18 protein-coding genes are annotated in these 20,062 nt (G+C 40.1%); 14 read left to right on the top strand and 4 right to left on the bottom strand.

All coding sequences use genetic code 11. The features are described 5' to 3' along the window. On the top strand, nucleotides 1-317 hold a 317-nt coding region (locus tag WAZ74_RS02340), incomplete at its 5' end, for a transposase (protein ID WP_422305396.1). Here the strand turns inward: WAZ74_RS02340 and WAZ74_RS02335 are convergent. The 4 genes from WAZ74_RS02335 to WAZ74_RS02320 form a co-directional block, all read right to left on the bottom strand. Further along, nucleotides 304-1,059, bottom strand: coding sequence for a hypothetical protein (locus tag WAZ74_RS02335; RefSeq protein ID WP_422305394.1), 756 nt, complete (start codon nucleotides 1,057-1,059; stop codon nucleotides 304-306). The two genes, WAZ74_RS02340 and WAZ74_RS02335, sit on opposite strands and share 14 nt — an antisense overlap. A 74-nt stretch (nucleotides 1,060-1,133) precedes the next feature. Next, nucleotides 1,134-2,057, bottom strand: a complete 924-nt coding sequence (locus tag WAZ74_RS02330) for a class II glutamine amidotransferase (protein ID WP_422305392.1) — start codon at nucleotides 2,055-2,057, stop codon at nucleotides 1,134-1,136. After that, nucleotides 2,058-2,318: a hypothetical protein gene (locus tag WAZ74_RS02325; protein ID WP_422305390.1), complete on the bottom strand. Its 261-nt coding sequence runs from the start codon at nucleotides 2,316-2,318 to the stop codon at nucleotides 2,058-2,060. Between the two features lie 48 nt (nucleotides 2,319-2,366). Next, on the bottom strand, nucleotides 2,367-3,545 hold the full coding sequence (locus WAZ74_RS02320) for a homoserine kinase (protein WP_422305388.1): 1,179 nt from the start codon (nucleotides 3,543-3,545) through the stop codon (nucleotides 2,367-2,369). Between the two features lie 189 nt (nucleotides 3,546-3,734). On the opposite strand from WAZ74_RS02320, the gene hisF reads away from it, so the two are divergent. The 13 genes from hisF to WAZ74_RS02255 all read left to right on the top strand — a co-directional run bounded on the left by hisF (nucleotide 3,735) and on the right by WAZ74_RS02255 (nucleotide 19,850). After that, nucleotides 3,735-4,517 (top strand): imidazole glycerol phosphate synthase subunit HisF, encoded by a 783-nt coding sequence (hisF, locus tag WAZ74_RS02315; RefSeq protein ID WP_422305386.1) that lies wholly within the window; start codon nucleotides 3,735-3,737, stop codon nucleotides 4,515-4,517. 228 nt (nucleotides 4,518-4,745) lie between these two features. Beyond that, entirely contained in the window at nucleotides 4,746-5,267 is a 522-nt protein-coding gene (ribE, locus tag WAZ74_RS02310; protein ID WP_422305385.1) for a 6,7-dimethyl-8-ribityllumazine synthase, read from the top strand. Nucleotides 5,268-5,512: 245 nt separating this feature from the next. After that, entirely contained in the window at nucleotides 5,513-6,712 is a 1,200-nt protein-coding gene (gene nusB / locus WAZ74_RS02305; protein ID WP_422305383.1) for a transcription antitermination factor NusB, read from the top strand. Nucleotides 6,713-6,714: 2 nt separating this feature from the next. After that, entirely contained in the window at nucleotides 6,715-7,758 is a 1,044-nt protein-coding gene (thiL, locus tag WAZ74_RS02300; protein ID WP_422305381.1) for a thiamine-phosphate kinase, read from the top strand. A gap of 3 nt (nucleotides 7,759-7,761) precedes the next feature. After that, entirely contained in the window at nucleotides 7,762-8,358 is a 597-nt protein-coding gene (locus tag WAZ74_RS02295; protein ID WP_422305379.1) for a phosphatidylglycerophosphatase A, read from the top strand. 105 nt (nucleotides 8,359-8,463) lie between these two features. Next, nucleotides 8,464-9,840: a bifunctional UDP-N-acetylglucosamine diphosphorylase/glucosamine-1-phosphate N-acetyltransferase GlmU gene (gene glmU / locus WAZ74_RS02290; RefSeq protein WP_422305377.1), complete on the top strand. Its 1,377-nt coding sequence runs from the start codon at nucleotides 8,464-8,466 to the stop codon at nucleotides 9,838-9,840. Between the two features lie 127 nt (nucleotides 9,841-9,967). Then, complete coding sequence (locus WAZ74_RS02285) at nucleotides 9,968-10,330, top strand: hypothetical protein (protein WP_422305375.1); 363 nt, start codon at nucleotides 9,968-9,970, stop codon at nucleotides 10,328-10,330. Between the two features lie 155 nt (nucleotides 10,331-10,485). Next, the gene (glmS, locus tag WAZ74_RS02280; protein WP_422305373.1) at nucleotides 10,486-12,330 is read left to right on the top strand and encodes a glutamine--fructose-6-phosphate transaminase (isomerizing); all 1,845 of its coding nucleotides are present in this window, start codon (nucleotides 10,486-10,488) and stop codon (nucleotides 12,328-12,330) included. A gap of 129 nt (nucleotides 12,331-12,459) precedes the next feature. Beyond that, nucleotides 12,460-12,618, top strand: a complete 159-nt coding sequence (locus tag WAZ74_RS02275; protein WP_422305371.1) for a hypothetical protein — start codon at nucleotides 12,460-12,462, stop codon at nucleotides 12,616-12,618. A 515-nt stretch (nucleotides 12,619-13,133) separates the two neighbouring features. After that, nucleotides 13,134-17,024, top strand: a complete 3,891-nt coding sequence (locus WAZ74_RS02270; RefSeq protein WP_422305369.1) for an ATP-binding protein — start codon at nucleotides 13,134-13,136, stop codon at nucleotides 17,022-17,024. Further along, the gene (locus tag WAZ74_RS02265; protein ID WP_422305367.1) at nucleotides 17,024-17,644 is read left to right on the top strand and encodes a condensin complex protein MksE; all 621 of its coding nucleotides are present in this window, start codon (nucleotides 17,024-17,026) and stop codon (nucleotides 17,642-17,644) included. Before WAZ74_RS02270 ends, WAZ74_RS02265 begins: the two co-directional genes overlap by 1 nt. Next, nucleotides 17,641-18,948: a hypothetical protein gene (locus WAZ74_RS02260; RefSeq protein WP_422305365.1), complete on the top strand. Its 1,308-nt coding sequence runs from the start codon at nucleotides 17,641-17,643 to the stop codon at nucleotides 18,946-18,948. Before WAZ74_RS02265 ends, WAZ74_RS02260 begins: the two co-directional genes overlap by 4 nt. Further along, nucleotides 18,939-19,850, top strand: coding sequence for a DUF7281 domain-containing protein (locus WAZ74_RS02255; RefSeq protein WP_422305363.1), 912 nt, complete (start codon nucleotides 18,939-18,941; stop codon nucleotides 19,848-19,850). The genes WAZ74_RS02260 and WAZ74_RS02255 overlap by 10 nt, the downstream gene beginning before the upstream one ends. Nucleotides 19,851-20,062 lie beyond the last annotated feature (212 nt).

The following is a 20,062-nucleotide window of genomic DNA, read 5'->3' as shown; positions in this document are numbered from 1 at the left end:
AGATGCTGTTTGCGCTGGACTACTTTAATAATAATATCAATGGTGAGATATTCTACGACTGGTGCAAGCTTAAGCTAATCCCAAGCCTCAAGACCAAATGCGTGATTGTCATGGATAATGCCAGCTTTCACAAACGCGTTCAAAGATTGCTTAATAGGCATGGTCACCGTTTGTTATTTCTACCACCCTATAGCCCTGACCTGAACCCTATCGAAAAGAAATGGGCGCAAGCTAAGTTTATACGCCAAGGTTGGATGGAGAATAATCTACCTAAACTGTTTCGTGATATGGGTTGTTCCAGTTTTATTGTGGATTGACTATAGATTGCATAATTTTTAATATTGAAGCAAAACCGCTAGAAAGTTCTGAGAGTTCTGTCTTCTTGTCAGAAACTTTGAAAGATACCCTATCATCACCTGTGATTTCGAGAAAATCCGGATGAAACCTTTCATCAATTTTGTTTAAAAGAGAAAGCAGTGTCGTAATCTCAATTTCACGATTGTCTTCTTTAGCTTGATAGGGGTTAGCTGATTGTGCACGTTGAATGATCCATTCATGCAAATTACTTCTGTCTTTAAAGCTAATGTACTCAGAATTATTGTAAGCAATTTCATTCAAATCATCTAAGTAATACTTTCTTCTGAAGAATAGCTCATTAATTCTTCTAATCCCCACTTGATTATTATGATGACTAGTGCGTTCGAATGTATCCACATATACTAGAGGCAATTCATGTTGAGGAAAGAACACAGCACTATTTTTTATTTTAACTTCTTTGGGTTCAGGATATAAACAAATTTTAGTATCGCCAAATGAAAATATATTTTTGAATTTATTTTCATCCTTATCAACATATTCAAATGAATGATTCCCTTTAAAATACAAATCAAATAATAACTTATTAGTTGAAAAGTATGCTTTAAACAAAGCCTCTAAACACTTCGTCTTACCAACACCATTTTCCCCGATCAGACAATACACTCTTTGCTCAGGCTCAAAGCTAAGATGTACATCCCCTACCCCTACCAGCTGTTTGATTTGAATGTCATTGCCTAACATGGTTACACCTAATTTTAAGTTAGCTATTACTTTGATAATGGAATACTTATCTTAATAGTACAAGTAAATTCACCCTAAACACTCGCCCCAACCGCCCGTGCAATCTCAATCCCTTCTTCAATCGTCAAAAACTTACGCTGGCTTGGGCTATCTTTATAAATGACATCACCATCTTGAAATATTAAGCATTCATTGACGGCCAATTGCTGCCATTTTTCATTTTCGGTCAATGGCACCGTCACTAAAATAGTCACTTTGTCTTTATCGGTAGTCACATCGCCAAAGTTGATCGCTAAATCATCATCTGCTAATTTCGCTTCGCCAAACGGTGCTTTTCGCGTGAGATAAAATAGTAAGCTACCGGCATAGGCTAATTGCCATTGACCGTTCGATATTAAGCAATTAAATAAACCATTGGCGGATAAATAACGGCATTGGGTGGTCAAAAAGTTAAACAGCGTTTGGTCATCAGGGCGGGTTTTAAAGCTACTTTTGAGACGATTAACGAGATAACAAAAAGCCATTTCAGAGTCGGTCGTGCCAACTGGTTGGCAATGTGAGGCATTACCATTATCTTGCAAACGCTGACAGCGTTTAATAAATTCGCTATTCATCTGTCCATTATGGGCAAATACCCATTGCTCGCCCCACACTTCACGGACGAAAGGATGAGTATTGGCCAAGCAGTTCTGACCTTGGGTTGCTTTACGAATATGGGCGATAACGTTCATGGCTTTAATCGGATAATTATTAACCAAATCGGCAACTGGTGATAAATGGCTTGGTTTATTATCATGGAATAATCGCAAACCAGTCGATGCATTTTCTGCGCCATCACCATTAATGCTGCCACTATTAGTACAGTCGCTACGCTCAAAAAACGCAATGCCAAAGCCATCTTCATGGCTATCAGTCATACCGCCACGGCGACGAAAACCTGCAAAGCTAAAACCAATATCCGTTGGAGTATTACAGTTCATACCTAAGAGTTGACACATTTATAGAATCCCACCGTTATTGTCGTCATTTTCAGGCAAGGTTACCCCATCCTTATCGATACTGTCCAAAATGCTTTGGGCGTGTGCCAAATCAGTATCTTGTACCCACAGCACAATCCCCGAGTTCATACCGGGCATCGCACTCAGCGGTTGTAGAGAAACCGTAATACCGTTATTGCGCAGCAAATTGGCATGTAGCTCGCCTTGTATATTGGTGTTGTAGCGTGCCAGTTTGTGCCAGTTATCAACTTGATCGGTCATGGAGTCACCTTTATATTTTTGATACAGGAATAAATGTATAAGTAATGCTTACGATAATTGGTCTAACGTATATTCTTTAATTACAAAATTATTGCTATTTTCTAAGTTCTCACGCGCTTGCTCAGCTTGAGTGATACTGCTAAACACACCTGCTATTTGATTATCCTTTTTACTATCTAACAGTATAAATACCATATCTTGCGCTTTTTCAACATGTGACCAATGATAAGCAGCCAGACGTTTCATCAGGTCAGGATTTTTAACCATGATGTTATCGCCGGTGCGTCCTTCGGTACGGTTGTAATGAATAACATTTAGACGTAATAGCCAAAAAATTACCGCTGCTTTGGCGAGCATCACTGGTAAGGCGCGTTTTTCATCTGCACCAAGTGTGCGCTTAGATTCATACCCTTGTAAGAAAGCCGCCATTTTATGACGGTCAAAATTAACCGACTCGCCTTGCTCAGCATCACCCCAGATGGTACAAAAATCATTAATGGTAATGGCAATATCCATTACATAATGCTCAACACTAACTTCGGTAAAGTCTAATAACCCTGTTAGATGTTCATGACCTTTTTGGCTATTATTTAACGATAAGTTCCATAGTGTATTGTCAGCAAACATATCTAAATGACACAAGCCTTTTGGCAAGGTCGCAAGCGGTAAATTACCATAAGACTGCCAAATATCGCTCATTAGCTTGGCTTCGTCACCTGGCATAAACTGCATTTCACGGTCGCGCACCTCGCTCCATGGGTACAATGGTACGCCATACTTTTCAGCAGGTTGTAGCGCTTGTAGCGTTTCATGCAAGACTGCTAGCGATGCGCCTATTTCATGACACATACTTTGGCTAGTCTGCTGCGGATGCGAGCCAGCCAAACACGGCACAACCGTAATCGCTTTATTGTCATAATGAATGACGTAGCGTTTATCAGCATCAGACTTAACGCCTGAATCAACTAGGGCAAGCGGTGCAGCAACAGGTAACTTACCTTGTAATTGATTTAGAATGACCGCCATCTTTTCGATGTCTTCTGGTGGACGCTCTTCAAATAACGTAAACACATAAGAGTGCTCGCCATCCACATCGTCAGTCGTCTGAATAAACCAATTAGAGTTTTTGATGCCTTGGGTAATCGGAATGGCTCGCACGAACGAGACGCCAAAACGCTGGCAAAAGGTGGCAAACTGGTCATCGGTTAACTGGGTATAGACAGACATGACATCTCACTTTTGGCAATTGAATAAGAAGTTTAGTAGGGTAAATTTAGATGGTAATAACAGTAATTGTACCGCGCATCAGCAATCATTGGCGAAAAGCATAATAATCTTACGAAAACCTGCCTGATATGGCAGTGATTTTGCTAGACTAGCGCTTACGAATGAATTGATTATAAGGTTAAACCCCCTATGTTAGCAAAGCGTATCATCCCTTGTCTGGATGTTGATAATGGTCGTGTGGTTAAAGGCGTACAGTTTGTCGATATTAAAGACGCAGGCGATCCCGTCGAAGTAGCGAAACGCTACAACGAACAAGGCGCTGATGAGATTACTTTTTTAGACATTACTGCGACCAATGACGAGCGCGACACCACTTATCATACGGTTGAGCGTATGGCAGAAACGGTATTTGTCCCATTAACTGTCGGCGGCGGTGTACGTAAGATTGCCGATATTCGTAATTTACTCAATGCAGGCGCGGATAAAGTAGCGATTAATTCAGCTGCGGTATTTACGCCAGAGTTTGTCAGTGAAGCCTCACAAAAATTTGGTAATCAATGTATCGTCGTTGCTATCGATGCCAAACGTGTTGAAGATATTGACGTTGATGGCATCATCATGCCGCGTTGGGAAATTTTTACCCATGGCGGTCGTAAACCAACCGGTATCGATGCCGTTGCTTGGGCAATCAAAATGGCTGAACTTGGCGCCGGTGAATTATTAGTGACTTCAATGGATGGTGATGGCACTAAAAAAGGCTATGACTTGGCACTGATGAAGCAGATTACCAATCAAGTAAATGTCCCAGTTATTGCCTCAGGCGGCGTCGGTAATTTACAACATTTAGCCGACGGTGTATTAGAGGGCGGCGTAGATGCGGTACTCGCTGCCAGTATTTTTCACTTTGGTGAGTATACGATTCAGGAAGCTAAAGCATATATGGCAGCACAAGGCATACAAATGCGTCTGTAAGACGTTGGTAAAATACAAATGCCGCTACAAAAAATGTTATCATAGCGCTAACTACTTATTATCATTTGGTTTTCGTTCATCTAGCTGCCAATTTTTTGATTACTAGTGTCATTTAGTTGAATAACTAGCCAGTCAAACAAGTTATTTGAACTTAGCCATATATTTATCTACTTAATATTTATTTACTCCTACATTTTAATTAAAAGCCCATTAGGCAAAGGATTTTTTATGTCAAATTTACAACAGCAACGCAATGACGTGACCCATATCGACGGTAATTTACATCAAAATGAAGACGCTCGTATCGGTATCGTCGTCGCTCGTTTTAACGGTTTTGTCGTTGAGTCGTTGGTTGATGGTGCGATTGATGCGCTGCTGCGTCATGGTGTATTGGGTAGCAACATTACCGTGATTCGCGTACCTGGTGCGTTTGAATTACCATTGGTAGCCCAGCGCGCTGCTGAATCTGATCGTTTTGACGCTATTGTTGCTTTAGGCGCAATTATCCGTGGTAGCACGCCGCATTTTGACTTTGTCGCCAGCGAATCTGCCAAAGGCTTAAGCAATGTTGCTACCGATTATAGTATCCCTGTTGCTAATGGCGTATTAACGACCGATAGTATCGAGCAAGCGATTGAGCGTGCAGGTACCAAAGCCGGTAACAAAGGCTCGGAAGCAGCCATGGTTGTCCTTGAAATGCTTGCGGTACTATCGCAGCTAGATATTGAAGACGAAAGCGATGACGCTTAGTTTTACTAATTGCTAGATGATATTTATTAGCCTTTAACGGCTATTTCAGTATCATTTTTTAAGATATTAATTGGGGCTATGGTTATAACGATAGCTCCAGTATTTAACACAATTATTTAAAAACAGTATTTGAAAACAGTATTTAACACCAATCTCTAAGACTGACTGGCGACACTTGCTAGCCGACTACTATTTAACATCTTATTTTAAAACTTATTATCTTAAAAATTAGGTATATACCCGTTATGACTGACCAACTCAAGCGCGCTATTAGCGCTGCGAAAACCGCACAAAACAATGATAGTCAAGCTGAAGCCACGCGTATCGCGAGCAGCAGTGCGGGTGATCAAACCTTTGATATGAGTGAGTCTTCTTACAAGACCAGTCACACCGCGATCCGTAAGGCGCGACGCTTTGCCATGCAAGGTCTATACGAATGGTTGGTCACTGATCGCCGCTTTGATACGACTGGCAAGCTTGGCTGGAAGGCCAATGCACCGCATGATATCGCAGCCCGTACACGCGCGACTAACGCCATGCATACCGTACATATTGGCTACTATCACGAAATGATGCGCGATATTCCAGAGCAGATTGACGCGCTCGATGCCCTTATCAGTCAGCATCTTGACCGTGAAATCGATAAACTTGACACCGTTGAACATGCCATTCTTTTAATTGGTGCTTATGAGCTACAAAATCGCTTAGAAATTCCGTATAAAGTGGTCCTTGATGAAGCGATGAAGCTTAATAATCATTTTGGTGCAACTGATGCGCATAAATTGATTAATGCAGTACTCGATAGAATGGCAATTGAGCTACGCGATGTTGAAGTACAAGCCGATACCAAAGCCAATCTACGCACCTCACAAAAACCAGCTGTTAAGCAAGCTGCTGTGTCTGCTGCTGCGCAAATTGAGACGACTGAAGATAGTGCTAATAGCGAAAATGCTTTAACCGCTTCTAGCAAACCACGTATCAGTGCCAACAATACCAAGGTCAAACGCAATAGCGCCAGTAAAGCCAGTGCAAATATTAGTGATTATAAAGCGAGTAAGCAGAACGAAGCTCAAAAAACGGTCGAGGAAGTTAGTATTGAACCAGCTATCATCGAACCAGTAATCGCTGATAAGGCGAACGATATTGCAGCTAGTGCCGAAAATATTATCAATGATAAACCTGTAGAAGAAAACGTCGCTGTTAATACTGATAACAATGACCGCAATGACCGCAATGACCGCAATGACCGCAATGACAATATTACAGCGGATGTTGAATTAGTTGATTCGAATAGCGGTAGCGTTAATATAGAAAGTAGTGATATAGAAAGTAGTGATATAGAAAGTAGTGATATAAAAACTGTTGATATAAAAGGCGTTGACGTAAAAGAAACTGAATCAGACAGCACTGAATTAAACGATGCTGATACAAAAAGTCAAGACTAGCCATGACTGAGTTTGAGCTGATTGAGCAAATATTCCTTAAGCTGCAAGCAGATACTTCTTTGTCTACTGATATTGAAAAAGGCATCGGTGATGATGCAGCAGTGATGGCACTGCCTATAGGGGCACGCTTAGTCAGCTGTATTGATACCTTAGTGCAAGGTCGACACTTTAGTGCCGATTGGGAACAAGTTAACGAACTGGCATTTGCCATTGGTTATAAATCAGTAGCTGTTAACGTCTCAGATATTGCCGCGATGGGCGCAACCCCGCATAGTATTTTGCTGGCGTTAGCATTACCTGAAAGGCTTTCTAATGCTAAGTGGCTGACCGAATTTGCCAAAGGCTTATTTCACGCCTGTCAGTTATTTGGCGTAGCCCTTATCGGCGGTGATACTACGCGTAATGAAACTCTAATACTCAGTGTTAGCGCCCAAGGATTACTTAACGCAGACACGCCAGCCGTTTATCGCTCAGGCGCGCAAGTTGGTGATAAAGTTTATGTTTCAGGCACACTTGGTGATGCCGCTTATGCGTTACAGCATCCTGATAATACTATTGGAATTGAGTTAGCACATCGATTGCATATGCCAACCCCACGTATCGCACTAGGCGCAGCATTGGCAAGAGTTGGTGCAACTGCAATGATTGATATCTCTGACGGCCTTTATCAAGATTTAGGTCATATTTGTCAGCAAAGTAGTGTGGCTATGCGCTTGAACCTTGAGCAGTTGCCACTGAGCACCCCATTATCAAGTGTCGATTTGTCTGAGCGCTTATTGTGTCAATTGGCTGGTGGTGATGATTATGAACTGGCGTTTACCTTACCAGCTCATATCGAACCGCCTACTAGCAACACAACAGTAACCTGTATCGGAGACGTTATTGCGCTTGTAGATGAGGCAGATATCGATATAGATAGCGCTACGCAGCTATTCCCTCAACTAAGTCCTCAGCTTTATTATAAAGGACAGCCAGTAACACCGACCCATCCCGCGCCTTTTTCTAAGTGGCCTAACCTCACTGGTTACCAACATTTTGCAGGTTAATTCATGAGCGATCACGACCTAGTTAAGCCCGATATCCGTAAAGCCAATGACTGCCCGCCTCTACCCGCTAACGCTAGTGCGCTTGACACTGTCGTTTATTGGTTGGGTCTCGGGTTGGGTAGTGGACTACCTCGCCGTGCACCAGGGACTTGGGGGTCCGTTGGTGGCTTGATCGTCGCGATACCCCTGCTTAGCTTAGGTTTTGTACCGTTTTTGATTATCACTCTTTTATCCTGCATCATTGGGGTTTGGATATGTGGTCGCACCTCTGATTTGATGGGCGGTCATGATGATCCGCATATTGTCTGGGATGAATGGGCAGGTATGTGGATTACCCTATTGCCATTTTCTTACTTAGGCTTTGTTGATGGTCAATTTTTTCAACAACTTATACAGCCTATGACCCTCATTGTACTGATACTTGCCTTTATACTGTTTCGATTTTTCGACATTATTAAGCCGCCACCGATTGGTTGGGCGGATAAGAAAGTCGCGGGCGGTCTGGGTATTATGCTTGACGATATTATTGCTGGCATTATGGCAGCAGCAGTATGGCTGATTCTCGTATATAGTACTGTCGATTTTTTGACTCTAGATTAAATATTACAAAGATGTCACGACATAGCGTTTTAGTTAAATAGTAATTTACGTTATAATTCAAAGTTATATTTTGTTACATTTATAAAGCTCTCTTTTAGGAATGCTATGACAACTTCTCTTTCGGTAATTATTCTTGCGGCCGGTAAAGGCACACGTATGCAGTCGGCTAAGCCGAAAGTATTACAGACTCTTGCCGGTAAGTCGTTACTGGGTCATGTATTAGACACCTGTCATCAACTTACCGTAGATGAAACGATTGTTGTTTATGGCTTTGGTGGTGATCAAGTACAGACGGCCATCACTAGCCAATATGCCCATCTTCCTATTTCTTGGGTTGCTCAAACGGAACAGTTAGGTACTGGTCATGCAGTGAAAGTGGCTCTTGATAAACTACCCAAAGACGGACAAAGCCTCATTCTCTATGGCGACGTACCATTGGTCAGTTGCCAAACCTTAGCGACGTTACAGGCTGCCAATACTGATGGCATGTCTATGTTAACCTTGACCGTCGACAATCCATTTGGATTAGGGCGTATCAAACGTGACCAAGCGGGTAATATTGAAGCTATTATTGAGCAAAAAGACGCTAGCAGCGATGAGCAGCAGATTCAAGAAATTAATAGCGGCATTTACTGCGTTGATAATGCTCTCCTACACAAGTACCTCCCTAAGCTAACCAATGATAATGCTCAGCAAGAATTTTATTTGACTGATATCGTAAAAATGGCAGTTGCTGATGGTATCACTATTGTGGCGATTGAACCTGAGCATACCTTTGAAATTGAAGGCGTCAATAACCGCCAACAGCTTGCTAGCTTAGAGCGCACATGGCAGGGTAAACTGGTCGCTGACTTACAAGAAGCTGGCGTTCAGTTTGCTGATCCCACTCGTGTTGATATCCGTGGCACACTAAAAGCTGGTCAGGATGTGTTTGTCGATGTCGGCGTGGTATTCGAAGGCGACTGCACCTTGGGTGACAACGTTTATATCGAAGCCGGTTGTGTCATCAAAAATGCCCAGATAGGCAACGCTTGTCATATCAAACCTTATTGCGTGATTGATCGCGCTGAAGTTGGCGCAGGCGTAGATATTGGTCCTTTCGCACATTTACGTCCTGAGACTATACTGTCTGATAACAGCAAAGTCGGTAATTTTGTCGAAATTAAAAAATCAACGATCGGTCATGGCAGCAAGGTGAATCATCTGAGCTATATTGGTGATGCAACGATTGGCACTGATGTCAATGTTGGCGCTGGCGTGATTACTTGTAACTATGATGGTGTCAATAAATCACAAACTGTCATTAAAGATAACGCATTTATTGGCTCTAACTCAAGTTTAGTCGCGCCAGTAACGATTGGCGACACTGCAACCGTTGCTGCTGGTTCAGTGATTACCACAGACGTTGATGCTCATGCATTGGCATTTGGTCGCGCTCGTCAAACACAGAAAGATGACTTTAAGCGTCCGACTAAAAAATAATGGATTCGCTAATACTTAGATAGATAATAATTAGGTCGCTAATATCAAGGTTTGAGCAAACGTAAGCAGCATGATAATTTTTATGCTGCTGCTGATCTTAATATAGCTTGTATTAGGAGTCACTACTATGAAAATCATCTTATCTACTATATTGCTGCTATCAACAGCTATGATGTCATTTTCACTAGCATCAGCTAGTACCACGCTAGAGTATGATGCGCAGTGCAAGTACTCTAATGCTAAGAAAGTATTAAAATATTCAGGTAAGTGCCATTTTAATTGGGGCGTTGGCATGGGAGTTGGTGATAGCACCTACCAGCGTTATATCATGACCTACCCTAATGGCAATGAAGTTTGGATATATATCAATGATGATGACTCTGCTACTGTAAACGATGTCCCAGCGGTGTCTTTAAAAGCAAAAAGAGGCTTTGAAAAAGTCATAACAAATCAAGGTGAAGTTTTTGAATTTACTAAAGGCTCAGAGTAAGTCTGAAACCATATAAGCCTGACAATGTGAAAAAACGAGCAGTACGGCAATGATTCGCGGTGCTGCTTATTCATATTTATAGATTACCTAAATATCACCCTATATCAAAACATTTAAGTATGGAAATATTAAAACATAAAATTTAAGGAATATTTATGTGCGGAATAGTTGGAGCAGTGGCTGAGCGTAATATCGCTAATATCTTACTGGAGGGACTCAAGCGTCTGGAATATAGAGGCTATGATTCTGCCGGTCTGGTCGTCATTCGTGATGGCGAGCTTCATCGTGAGCGCCAAGTAGGTAAAGTTCAGGCGTTAGTCGATGCCGTCGCAGTAAATCCAGAGTTTTTTGATAGTCATATCGGTATTGCCCATACGCGTTGGGCTACTCATGGTGAACCTGCCCAGCGTAACGCTCATCCGCATGTATCAGGAAAAATTGCCGTAGTACATAATGGTATCGTTGAAAACTACGCCGAGCTAAAAGAAGATTTAATTGCTAAAGGTTACGAGTTTACTTCGCAGACCGATACCGAAGTCGTTGCGCATCTGATTAACGACATCTATAAAACAAAGCCTGATTTACTAGAAGCCGTTCGTGCTGTTATTCCATTACTACATGGTGCATTTGCCCTTGGTGTTATCCATGTTGATTGTCCAGAAGAGCTCATTACGGTACGTTTAGGCTCTCCTTTGGTGATCGGCGTCGGTATTGGCGAAAACTTTATCGCCTCCGATCAATTGGCACTTTTACCAGTGACCAATCGCTTCATGTATCTAGAAGAAGGCGATATTGCCAAATTGACTCGTAATAGTATTCAGATTTACGCTGATGGTATCGAAATCAAACGTCAAATACATGAGATTGACGCAGCACAACATAATGCAGATAAAGGTGAATTTAAGCATTATATGCTCAAAGAAATCTATGAACAGCCCGATGCAGTCGCTCGTACTATCGAGATGGCATTAGATCGCGATGAGCCCTCTAAATTGCGCGATGATTTTTTGCAACGCCATGAAGCACAATTAAAAGGTATCAAGCACGTACAAGTGATCGCTTGTGGTACCAGCTACCATTCAGGTCTGGTCGCAAAATATTGGTTTGAGAGTCTTATCCGTGTACCTTGTTCGGTTGAGGTTGCCAGTGAGTTCCGTTATCGTAATCCAGTCGTGATCGATAACTCATTAGTGATTTATATCTCTCAATCTGGTGAAACCGCTGACACCTTATCCGCACTACGTGATATTCAAAAACAGTCGCCAGTTGGGCTGGTTAGTTTGGCATTATGTAACGTACCGACCTCATCGCTGGTACGTGAAACCGATATCTTTTTACCAACGCTTGCCGGTCCAGAGATTGGCGTGGCATCTACTAAAGCCTTTACCACTCAGCTTGCTGCCTTAATGTTGTTGTTATTAAAAATAGGTGTTACCCAACAGCGCATGACTGGAGAAAGCTTGAGCACACTGATTGGTCAGTTACAACAGCTACCCGGTCAGCTTCATGCCAGCTTACGCTTAGACGCGCCTATCAAGGTCATGAGTGAACATTTCGAATATAAGAAGAGCTGCTTGTTCCTAGGTCGCGGTTTACAGTTCCCAATAGCCTTAGAAGGCGCATTAAAGCTTAAGGAAATCTCTTACATTCATGCCGAAGGCTATGCGGCAGGCGAGCTTAAGCATGGACCATTAGCATTGGTTGATAAAGATATGCCTATCGTGGTGTTAGCGCCTAAAGACAGTATGTTTGATAAGCTCAAAGCCAATATGCAAGAGGTGCATGCGCGTCATGGTGAGCTGTTTGTATTTGCGAGTGAATCCAGTCAAATGGTCGCAGAAGATAGATTGCACGTGGTATATGTGCCTGATGTTTGCGAGACGCTCGCACCGATTGTTTATAGTGTGCCAGTACAGTTGCTGTCATACCATGTAGCAGTGATGCGAGGTACTGATGTCGACCAGCCTAGAAACTTAGCAAAGTCAGTAACAGTCGAATAATATTTACTAAATTATATAGTTGATGTCATTGAGTAATTACTTATCATACTAAGTAATTACCTATCATACTATTGTATGATACTAAATCCTTTGCTATCTTATATTAAAAAGATGACAAAGGATTTTTTTGTGAATAAAAAAAACAAGACAGATCCAATAAAAACTAAGTGTTCAAAAGATTATCAGCCATTTGCCAAAGTAGCAGATATATCCTCACTTGGAAGATCTCACCGTGTCTTTGGTCATAAGACTAAACGAACACATCATCTGCTGTTTTCGGTAAAATAACTAATGGCAGCTGGCATCCCAACAAGTCTTATCGCGATGCCAGTCATCCACAATCCGCCATTGCTAAAGTGTTCTTTGACTATGTATTCGGGATAGAAGATTGTGGTTTTAAATACACTCTAGACGAGCTATTTAATCCCTATAGACATCAGAAGGCTATTAAGCAAATGGGTTATTCAACCTTAGGAAGTGCGCAAATTACTAACTACTCAATTACGATCGATGATTTGAAGTAGTCTAATATCTAAAATGCTAAGTATAGTTTAAGTTCATAGCAATAAGCCAAATACTAAATGTATTTGGCTTTTTTAATGATTTTAATAATAGATTAGAAAGTGGTGCGACAACAGTTGTCGTATATTGTTTACTTATTAATGTAGGCTGATACCTAAAGTACTTAATGATACGATAATATTGATATGATTATGGACACTGATAATCGAAGTTAAATGAAGTGCAGTGAAATAGCTCAAGAATTTAAAGCTCGGTTTTATATATCATAGAGAGGATTGAAGATGCTGAAAACAGATGAAGCTTTAGGCATAGCAAACGAAGATAATACGAGATCAGCTATAAAAGATATCAATAGGCTTCTACGTGTCGCATTGATCAACAGTTACCCTAAAGGTCAAAGCCACCTTATCGAGGTTGGTAAAAATACAATCATTACTGGTCGTAATAGCGCAGGTAAAACTACCTTAATGGGAGCAGTAATTCCTTTTTTTGGTACAAGATTGAGTGAGGTTTCTAAAAAAAATGAGGCGGTTAAAAGCTTTATTGATTTTTATCTTCCTTATGATGACAGTTACTTGGTTTATGAATATAAAAGACAGGGCGAAAAAAAATGCGTGATCCTCAGGCGAAGCAGTGAGGGGCAACAAATCTTCAACTTTATTAATGCTGGATACAATGAAACTTGGTTCGTCGCAAAAGAAGCCACCAATCAGCGAAGATTTAGGCAGTTTGAAGAAGTTAAAAGCATAATCGAATCTCAAGGTTTTAACGTCTCAAATAATATCAAGCAGCTGGCTTACGAGGCCATCATATCTAATTGTCCAAATAGGCGCTTAAAAGCCTCTATTCGCTCATCTAAAGCTCTACAAGCCATCAATCAGCTTCGTCCTGATTACTCACTGGCGGTCGGTAGAGGTAGCTTCTACGGGTTTTCCTTAATTGCTAGCAATATTCTAAAAAGTAAAATTGAGTTTGATCAAATATGCGAGTTTTTGGTTGAAGCAATGAAGACAGAGAATAAAGTTCAGAATAATGAGATTTCTATAGACTCTCAAGGTGTTGATACCAATAAGTGGCTTTCAGATCGTAACTCATGGAATGAGGTTGAGCAACTTAGAAGTAAGTTTGACGAGCTATGTCAATATGTTGAACAAAACGCTTCTAATCAAAACGCCCTATCGATAACAGTTAAGACATTCAAAGGCTTAGTCAAAGCCTTTGATACAAAGATTGCAGAAAACAAAACCATTGAAGTTGATCTCAAATTAAAAATTGAAGCCATAGAGCAAGCAATTACCAAGATTGAAATTGCTTGGGACAAAGAAAAAGGGCAATTGCAGAATGAAATAGATGATCTGAGCTCTAAGGTAGTGAAGCTTGAAAGAGCAAAACGAGATTTTGAAGATGGTCTACCTGGTCATCATCAACCATTGGCCATATTACAAAATATGATTAGAGAGATCTCGTCACTTGAAGAACAAATAAAGCACGAGAATAAGCGCCTCAAAGCTCTACGCAAAGACGAAGAGGATGCCACTAAAATAATCGAAAGCATTAAAAATCAGCTCACTGACGATTTAAAGCAAATAGAATCTAACAAGGCTAGATTAGCTTCCCAGCAAGAATTAACGCTACAGCAGATTAAAACCGGTTATTACGAGTCTCTTTCAAACTTAGGCGACGATAAGGCTGCTAAGCTTAACTTAATTAAAAAAGAGTATGAGGTCAAGTCTAGTGCCATCAAGGAAAAACATACCCAGCTTATTATCGATAAGAACAACCTAGAATCAGAGTTAAAAAACATTAGATGTAGCCTCGAGCTTAACAATGAGATGGAAAGCTTAAAGCTAAACTTAGACAATGCTAAAACTCAACTTAATCAGGACATAAAAAATCAAAGAACGGCAGAAAAATATCTAGATGAGAACAGTAAGGAATATGAAAAACTACAAAGAGAGCATGAACGTCTATTAAACGATATTGCTAACAAGACCTCTGACATTGATGATCTGTATGCGTTGCTAAAAGACGACACATTGCTCAATTTCTTATTGAGAAATGAATCCGATGAATTGCTTTCCCCTTTGATAAATCAGATACGAAAAACTATCGATCCATCCCTATTCAACCGCTCCGACCTATCACCACAATGGCTTGCACCTAAAGAATTAGACGATGAAGCTCTGTATGGTCTTTATCTCGACACATCAAAAATAGATACTACCAACAATCCCAAAAAACTACTTACCTTTGAAAGTATTACTGAGCAAAGACTTGTGTTAGAGGATGAGATATTAGAATGTAGGAATAATATCTCATCACTCGAAAAGACCATTCATCAAGCCAAGCTTACTAAGAAAAAAGCCAATGAAGATGTCTATAGGGCAAATACCAATGTGGTTAACACTGAAAAAGATATCGAAAATAAACAAGCGACACAAAAACAACTAGAAATAAGAGCTGAAAACGAAATTGAAGAAGCTAAGAGTAAGATTGACAGCCAATTAAACGACATTAAAAATAAAATTAATGACCAAATATCAGTGTCCGAAACTGTTTATGCCAAGATGAACAGCACTGAGCAGGAGATAGCAAGCCATCACAAATTGGCTATTGAACAACTAGAAGAAGATAAGAAAAAAAGAGAACAGGCGGTAAAGCAACAATACGTTAAAGAACTTGAAGGCTTGAAATTTGAAGCCAATCAGTCTCAAGAGCGTCATGACAGAGCTATTGATGAAAATGGCTACGATGATAACGTTATAGCTCAGACTATAGCTAAAGTAGATCAACTATCGACAAATTTAGATGCTGCTGAAAAAGCCAAAATACGCGTTAAGCACTATCATGAGTTTATTGATGAAGAATATCGGGATTTACCTATACTGTTCGAAAAACGCAATGGTCTATCAATTGAGCTGGTAGATAAACAAGCGGCTTTTGATAAAGCTCTGATATCTAAGCAGGAAGATGCCAAATCCCTTGCTGAGAAAGCGAAGATCATTAACAATCGAATTGAGAGCGCACAAACCGATCTGATAAGTATCAAAGAAAGCTTAAGTAATGCCAGTAACGCCTTTGATCAAGCTTTGGTTTTAGACCATACCTTAGAGCCTGAATATACGGGACATTCTTTGCAAGACTTGCATAATACAAGCTTAGCAGTCTTGAACGATGCCAAATCTTTGGTTAGCGACACTAAAAAGAATATGGAGAAAGGTATTTATGCACTAAAGACCATAAGAAAACCCTTTACCACCAATGGATCTATGTTTGAGAGCTTAATGTCTGACAGTATCCTGCTGAGCATACCTGATCAGGAAAACTGGTACATACAAGCTAGAAAGTTTAGCGACTACCTAAACAACGAGCATGAAATCAAGAAAGATACACTCATTGGCCAGTATCGAGTCACCGCTCACCAAGTTAGAGAGTTTAAATCAAAGCTAGATGATGCCCATAATAGCTTGAGTAATTTTTCGAAGCGTATTAACACCAAATGCAAAGAGGTTTGTGAAAAACTAGAAGCTTTAGCCATTGAGGAGCTTCATATAGCTATAAGTTCGGGAATCAAAGAAAACAAATGGTATTCCACCTTGGCTGACTTCACTGATGCACATCAAAGATGGGCTAATGAGGACATCCATGATACAACGCGTATGCCTAATCAGGAACTGCTGTCCAAATTACAACTCGTGCAAGATTATATTGGTCAAAACCAGATGAATATCAAACTGTCAGAGCAGTTTAGTTTTAGTCTAAGGATCAAACAGGTCGGCGGTGAAATTAAGGAAACCAAAAGAGCAAAGGTATTCAAAGATATGGGGTCAAACGGCACCATGCGTATTGCTCAGCTCATCATTTATATTTCTTTGCTCTCAGTTATATCAACTACATCGAGCGATGAGGTCGAGCTGAAATTCTTTATTGATGAAATTGGCGTGTTAGATCCGCAAAATACTCGTGAGTTATTAAACTTGCTACAAAAACTTGGTATATCAGCAATGTGCGCCGCTCCTGAGAATCCAGATGATGAGGTTGTCCCCTTATTCGCTAATAATATTGCCTGCCATCACAATAAAACCAGAAATATGTACTCAATTTCTCAAACGGATGATATGTATATGTTAACTCAGGATTCAGAACTTGAGGAATTTGGAGTATTTTCTTAATGAAAGAGCATGAAATACTAAGATTATTAATGAACAATAAATTTATATGCTCTGTGAGTTATCCAGAGGCATATAGGCATCTAAGAGATAACAAAGTAGCCTATGAGCGTATGGTGTCTCAGCTACAACCATTTGGGGTCAATCTAGTCACCCTCAGTGATGGCGAGGTCTATGCTGGTTTAAATAATATACCTAGTGACTCTGAAAGAAGAGCAGTGGTTAAACAATTTAATGAAATCTATCATGACATAGCACCTATAGTAGAAATGCTTGCTTGCCTATCAACAGCCGATGAAGGCAATGTATTAACTGTTGGTGAGAGTCTAAGCCAAACAGAGCTGGTTTTAGAAGCAAATAATAACAAGCATTTTGCAAGTATGCTAAACGAGGTTTCTGAGATCACAGGCGCTTCTAAAAAACCCAATGACGAAAAGGTAGCTGCTCTTTTAGAAAGACTCCAGAAGCACGAAATACTGAAGTTGGTTGAGCCAAATAAAAAGATTTATCGAGCAACAGGAAAGATCGGCTATATATATGATGTATTTGATTATATTGCTGAAAACATATTAGATGAGCCCACTGAAGAAGTTTTTGCCGAGCAGCAAGGGCTTAAATTATGAGCAAAGTCAGCCTTAGGTTATCGGAAGAAACAATCAGAACACTTGGTAGAGCTGTAACTGATAAAGCTGATTTGATTTATCAAGCCTACTCTCCTAATGGCTGCTATGAGCTGGTCAATGACAAACACAAACAGTATCAGATACTACAAGACAGTGGTGTTATCAGTATCAATCCTAATAACATTACTCTAGGCTCAAACTTTACAGCCATCTTAAAAAATTTGGATAGAAAGTCTCGTAATGCAAATATTGCTCCCGATATTGAACTGTCTAAACATCAGATAAGTAATGAGGTTGCCCTAGCGCAAATACAGTCGGATTCGTTTGAAGATGAAAGTGAAGAGATGATGCATTTGGCTAATATACGAGATATCTGCATCTCCATCGCTGAATATCTTGGGCGTGAGATGGCTGATATTGAGTATGTCATCAACTCTGATCTAAACAACACATCAAATGTTAAGGTAAAAAGACAGATTCTTGAGGGTTTAAATAAAAAGATCAAACTTCAGCTCGAAAAAATAGAGATATTAAGTCGCGATGAACTACGCAAACTACACGGCGAGTATACGCCAGCGGCAGCTATACTGAATGAGTATTTGGCGGATTCTATTTCTAGATTCAATATTGAAATGGGTGTTCACTTACAAAAAATTCTTATATTAATTGATAAATTGAAAAAAGAACAAGATAAGAAAAGTAGGAGGCTTTGGCTATTACGCAAGGCTTTAAGAAACAGTCAACTTGTTCCTGAAAATATAGATATTGAGTATAACGATATTGTGGATAAAGGCTTAGCATTTGGTGGTATGGCTTTGGCTGGCACTTTGCACAATATTGAAACTGTAGATGACAGCGAGTTTCTTTTCTCTGTGGTAAGCAAAATTAGCGCCAAAAAGCCCAGACGCAAGAGTGATAATTTATACAAAGGTGAGTATGAGGAGTTTGACCGAGAACATAAGAAACCACCACCCTCCCCTGAAAAATTGCTTGTTATGCAGTATATGGCCGATAATTGCGACATGCCTTTTACTAAAGCCTTGTCTGTCAGAGAGTATTGGGATTTGTCCGGTTTGAAGCGCAAGATACGATATAAAGCTTTTTTGGCCTTGTTCTTAAAAGTAGCAAAGAGTGATTTTATCAACGATAGAATTATTAAATCTAAAGGTCTATTTAACTATAAAGTTTATTTAAAATCACAATACCTTTCTGATACTTGCGATACAAACTACGTCATCGATGCCAAATATATAAAATTCAATAAAATCGAAGAGTCGCCATCAAGGGATCAAATATGGAGGTAGACCTAGAAAAATCCTTAAATACGGCAGGGAAACTCAGTTACTTAAAAGAGAAGATGCTACAGGGAGTAAAAGTCGCTACCTATCGAAGCCCTGATAATATCCTTGTATTATTGGTTTATTTCGACCCCAGTATTGGCTACACAGAAAATGGAAAAGTGACCATCAATATGGGTGGTTGGAGCCGTATTAGAGAGATCGTAAAAGCTCAAACAGGGATAGACCTACTCAGACACAATTTAAATGAGCTAAAAAGCAAAGACCGTGTAGATAACACAGCCGTCACAACTAACGATAAGTTATTAAGTAAAGCACCTACCAAAGGCTTTCTTGAGTGTCGTCTACTAGGTAGTGAAGAACATATTATTAATGCATCAAACAACTACACGCATAAGCAAACTAAAGAGAATGCCTATTTAGGTGTGGAAATTAACGATCTCATTGATTGGAATATCGATAATATTATAATCATAGAGAACTTTAATGCATTTTGTAGATTTAATGAGCAGCACGCCAAGCTAGTAGAAGGGTTGACTGGTGCAGTAACTGTGCTTGCCTATCGAGGTCATAGCAATAAAAATATAACTTCTATATTGAAAGCCTTGGCTCAAAAAGACTGTAAGCGCTATATCTTTGCTGACTATGACTTGGCTGGTCTGAGAATAGCTGAATCGATGTCAAAAACTCTCAATGCTCACGGATATATATTGCCTAAGAAACCCTGGATACAGACTGAAAAGCATATTGAAATGACTGTTAAAGGAAATCGTAAGAAGCAATCATCTATTCAAACGAGCTTGCCCAGCTTAACACCATACTTTGAACATATTCGCGATAAATATTTAGCTGTACCTCAAGAGACACTTATAGCAAGAAAAATCCCACTGAAGATTGTTGAGGCTTGAGTTAATTCGTATAGATATGCAGGGCTGATTTTTTATCAGGGTCTAAGCCAACTCTCATACAATACTTAATTTTTCTATTCAATTACTAGGGCGTGTCCTCAATTCAATCGATGGACATCTAAAGGGACTAAAAATAGCTAAATTTTGCCAAACATCGTCAAATAGCTGGGTAATATCCCGATATTAACTGCGCTATTTTCCTTATTTGCCTG

This window comes from Psychrobacter sp., assembly GCF_049295055.1.
Taxonomy (GTDB): domain Bacteria; phylum Pseudomonadota; class Gammaproteobacteria; order Pseudomonadales; family Moraxellaceae; genus Psychrobacter.
This window is presented reverse-complemented; position numbering and strand designations above follow the sequence as displayed.

Coding starts and splice junctions, on each gene's coding strand:
- WAZ74_RS02335 (WP_422305394.1), bottom strand. CDS start 1,059: ATGTTAGGCAATGACATTCAAATCAAACAGCTGGTAGGGGTAGGGGAT.
- WAZ74_RS02330 (WP_422305392.1), bottom strand. CDS start 2,057: ATGTGTCAACTCTTAGGTATGAACTGTAATACTCCAACGGATATTGGT.
- WAZ74_RS02325 (WP_422305390.1), bottom strand. CDS start 2,318: ATGACCGATCAAGTTGATAACTGGCACAAACTGGCACGCTACAACACC.
- WAZ74_RS02320 (WP_422305388.1), bottom strand. CDS start 3,545: ATGTCTGTCTATACCCAGTTAACCGATGACCAGTTTGCCACCTTTTGC.
- hisF (WP_422305386.1), top strand. CDS start 3,735: ATGTTAGCAAAGCGTATCATCCCTTGTCTGGATGTTGATAATGGTCGT.
- ribE (WP_422305385.1), top strand. CDS start 4,746: ATGTCAAATTTACAACAGCAACGCAATGACGTGACCCATATCGACGGT.
- nusB (WP_422305383.1), top strand. CDS start 5,513: ATGACTGACCAACTCAAGCGCGCTATTAGCGCTGCGAAAACCGCACAA.
- thiL (WP_422305381.1), top strand. CDS start 6,715: ATGACTGAGTTTGAGCTGATTGAGCAAATATTCCTTAAGCTGCAAGCA.
- WAZ74_RS02295 (WP_422305379.1), top strand. CDS start 7,762: ATGAGCGATCACGACCTAGTTAAGCCCGATATCCGTAAAGCCAATGAC.
- glmU (WP_422305377.1), top strand. CDS start 8,464: ATGACAACTTCTCTTTCGGTAATTATTCTTGCGGCCGGTAAAGGCACA.
- WAZ74_RS02285 (WP_422305375.1), top strand. CDS start 9,968: ATGAAAATCATCTTATCTACTATATTGCTGCTATCAACAGCTATGATG.
- glmS (WP_422305373.1), top strand. CDS start 10,486: ATGTGCGGAATAGTTGGAGCAGTGGCTGAGCGTAATATCGCTAATATC.
- WAZ74_RS02270 (WP_422305369.1), top strand. CDS start 13,134: ATGCTGAAAACAGATGAAGCTTTAGGCATAGCAAACGAAGATAATACG.
- WAZ74_RS02265 (WP_422305367.1), top strand. CDS start 17,024: ATGAAAGAGCATGAAATACTAAGATTATTAATGAACAATAAATTTATA.
- WAZ74_RS02260 (WP_422305365.1), top strand. CDS start 17,641: ATGAGCAAAGTCAGCCTTAGGTTATCGGAAGAAACAATCAGAACACTT.
- WAZ74_RS02255 (WP_422305363.1), top strand. CDS start 18,939: ATGGAGGTAGACCTAGAAAAATCCTTAAATACGGCAGGGAAACTCAGT.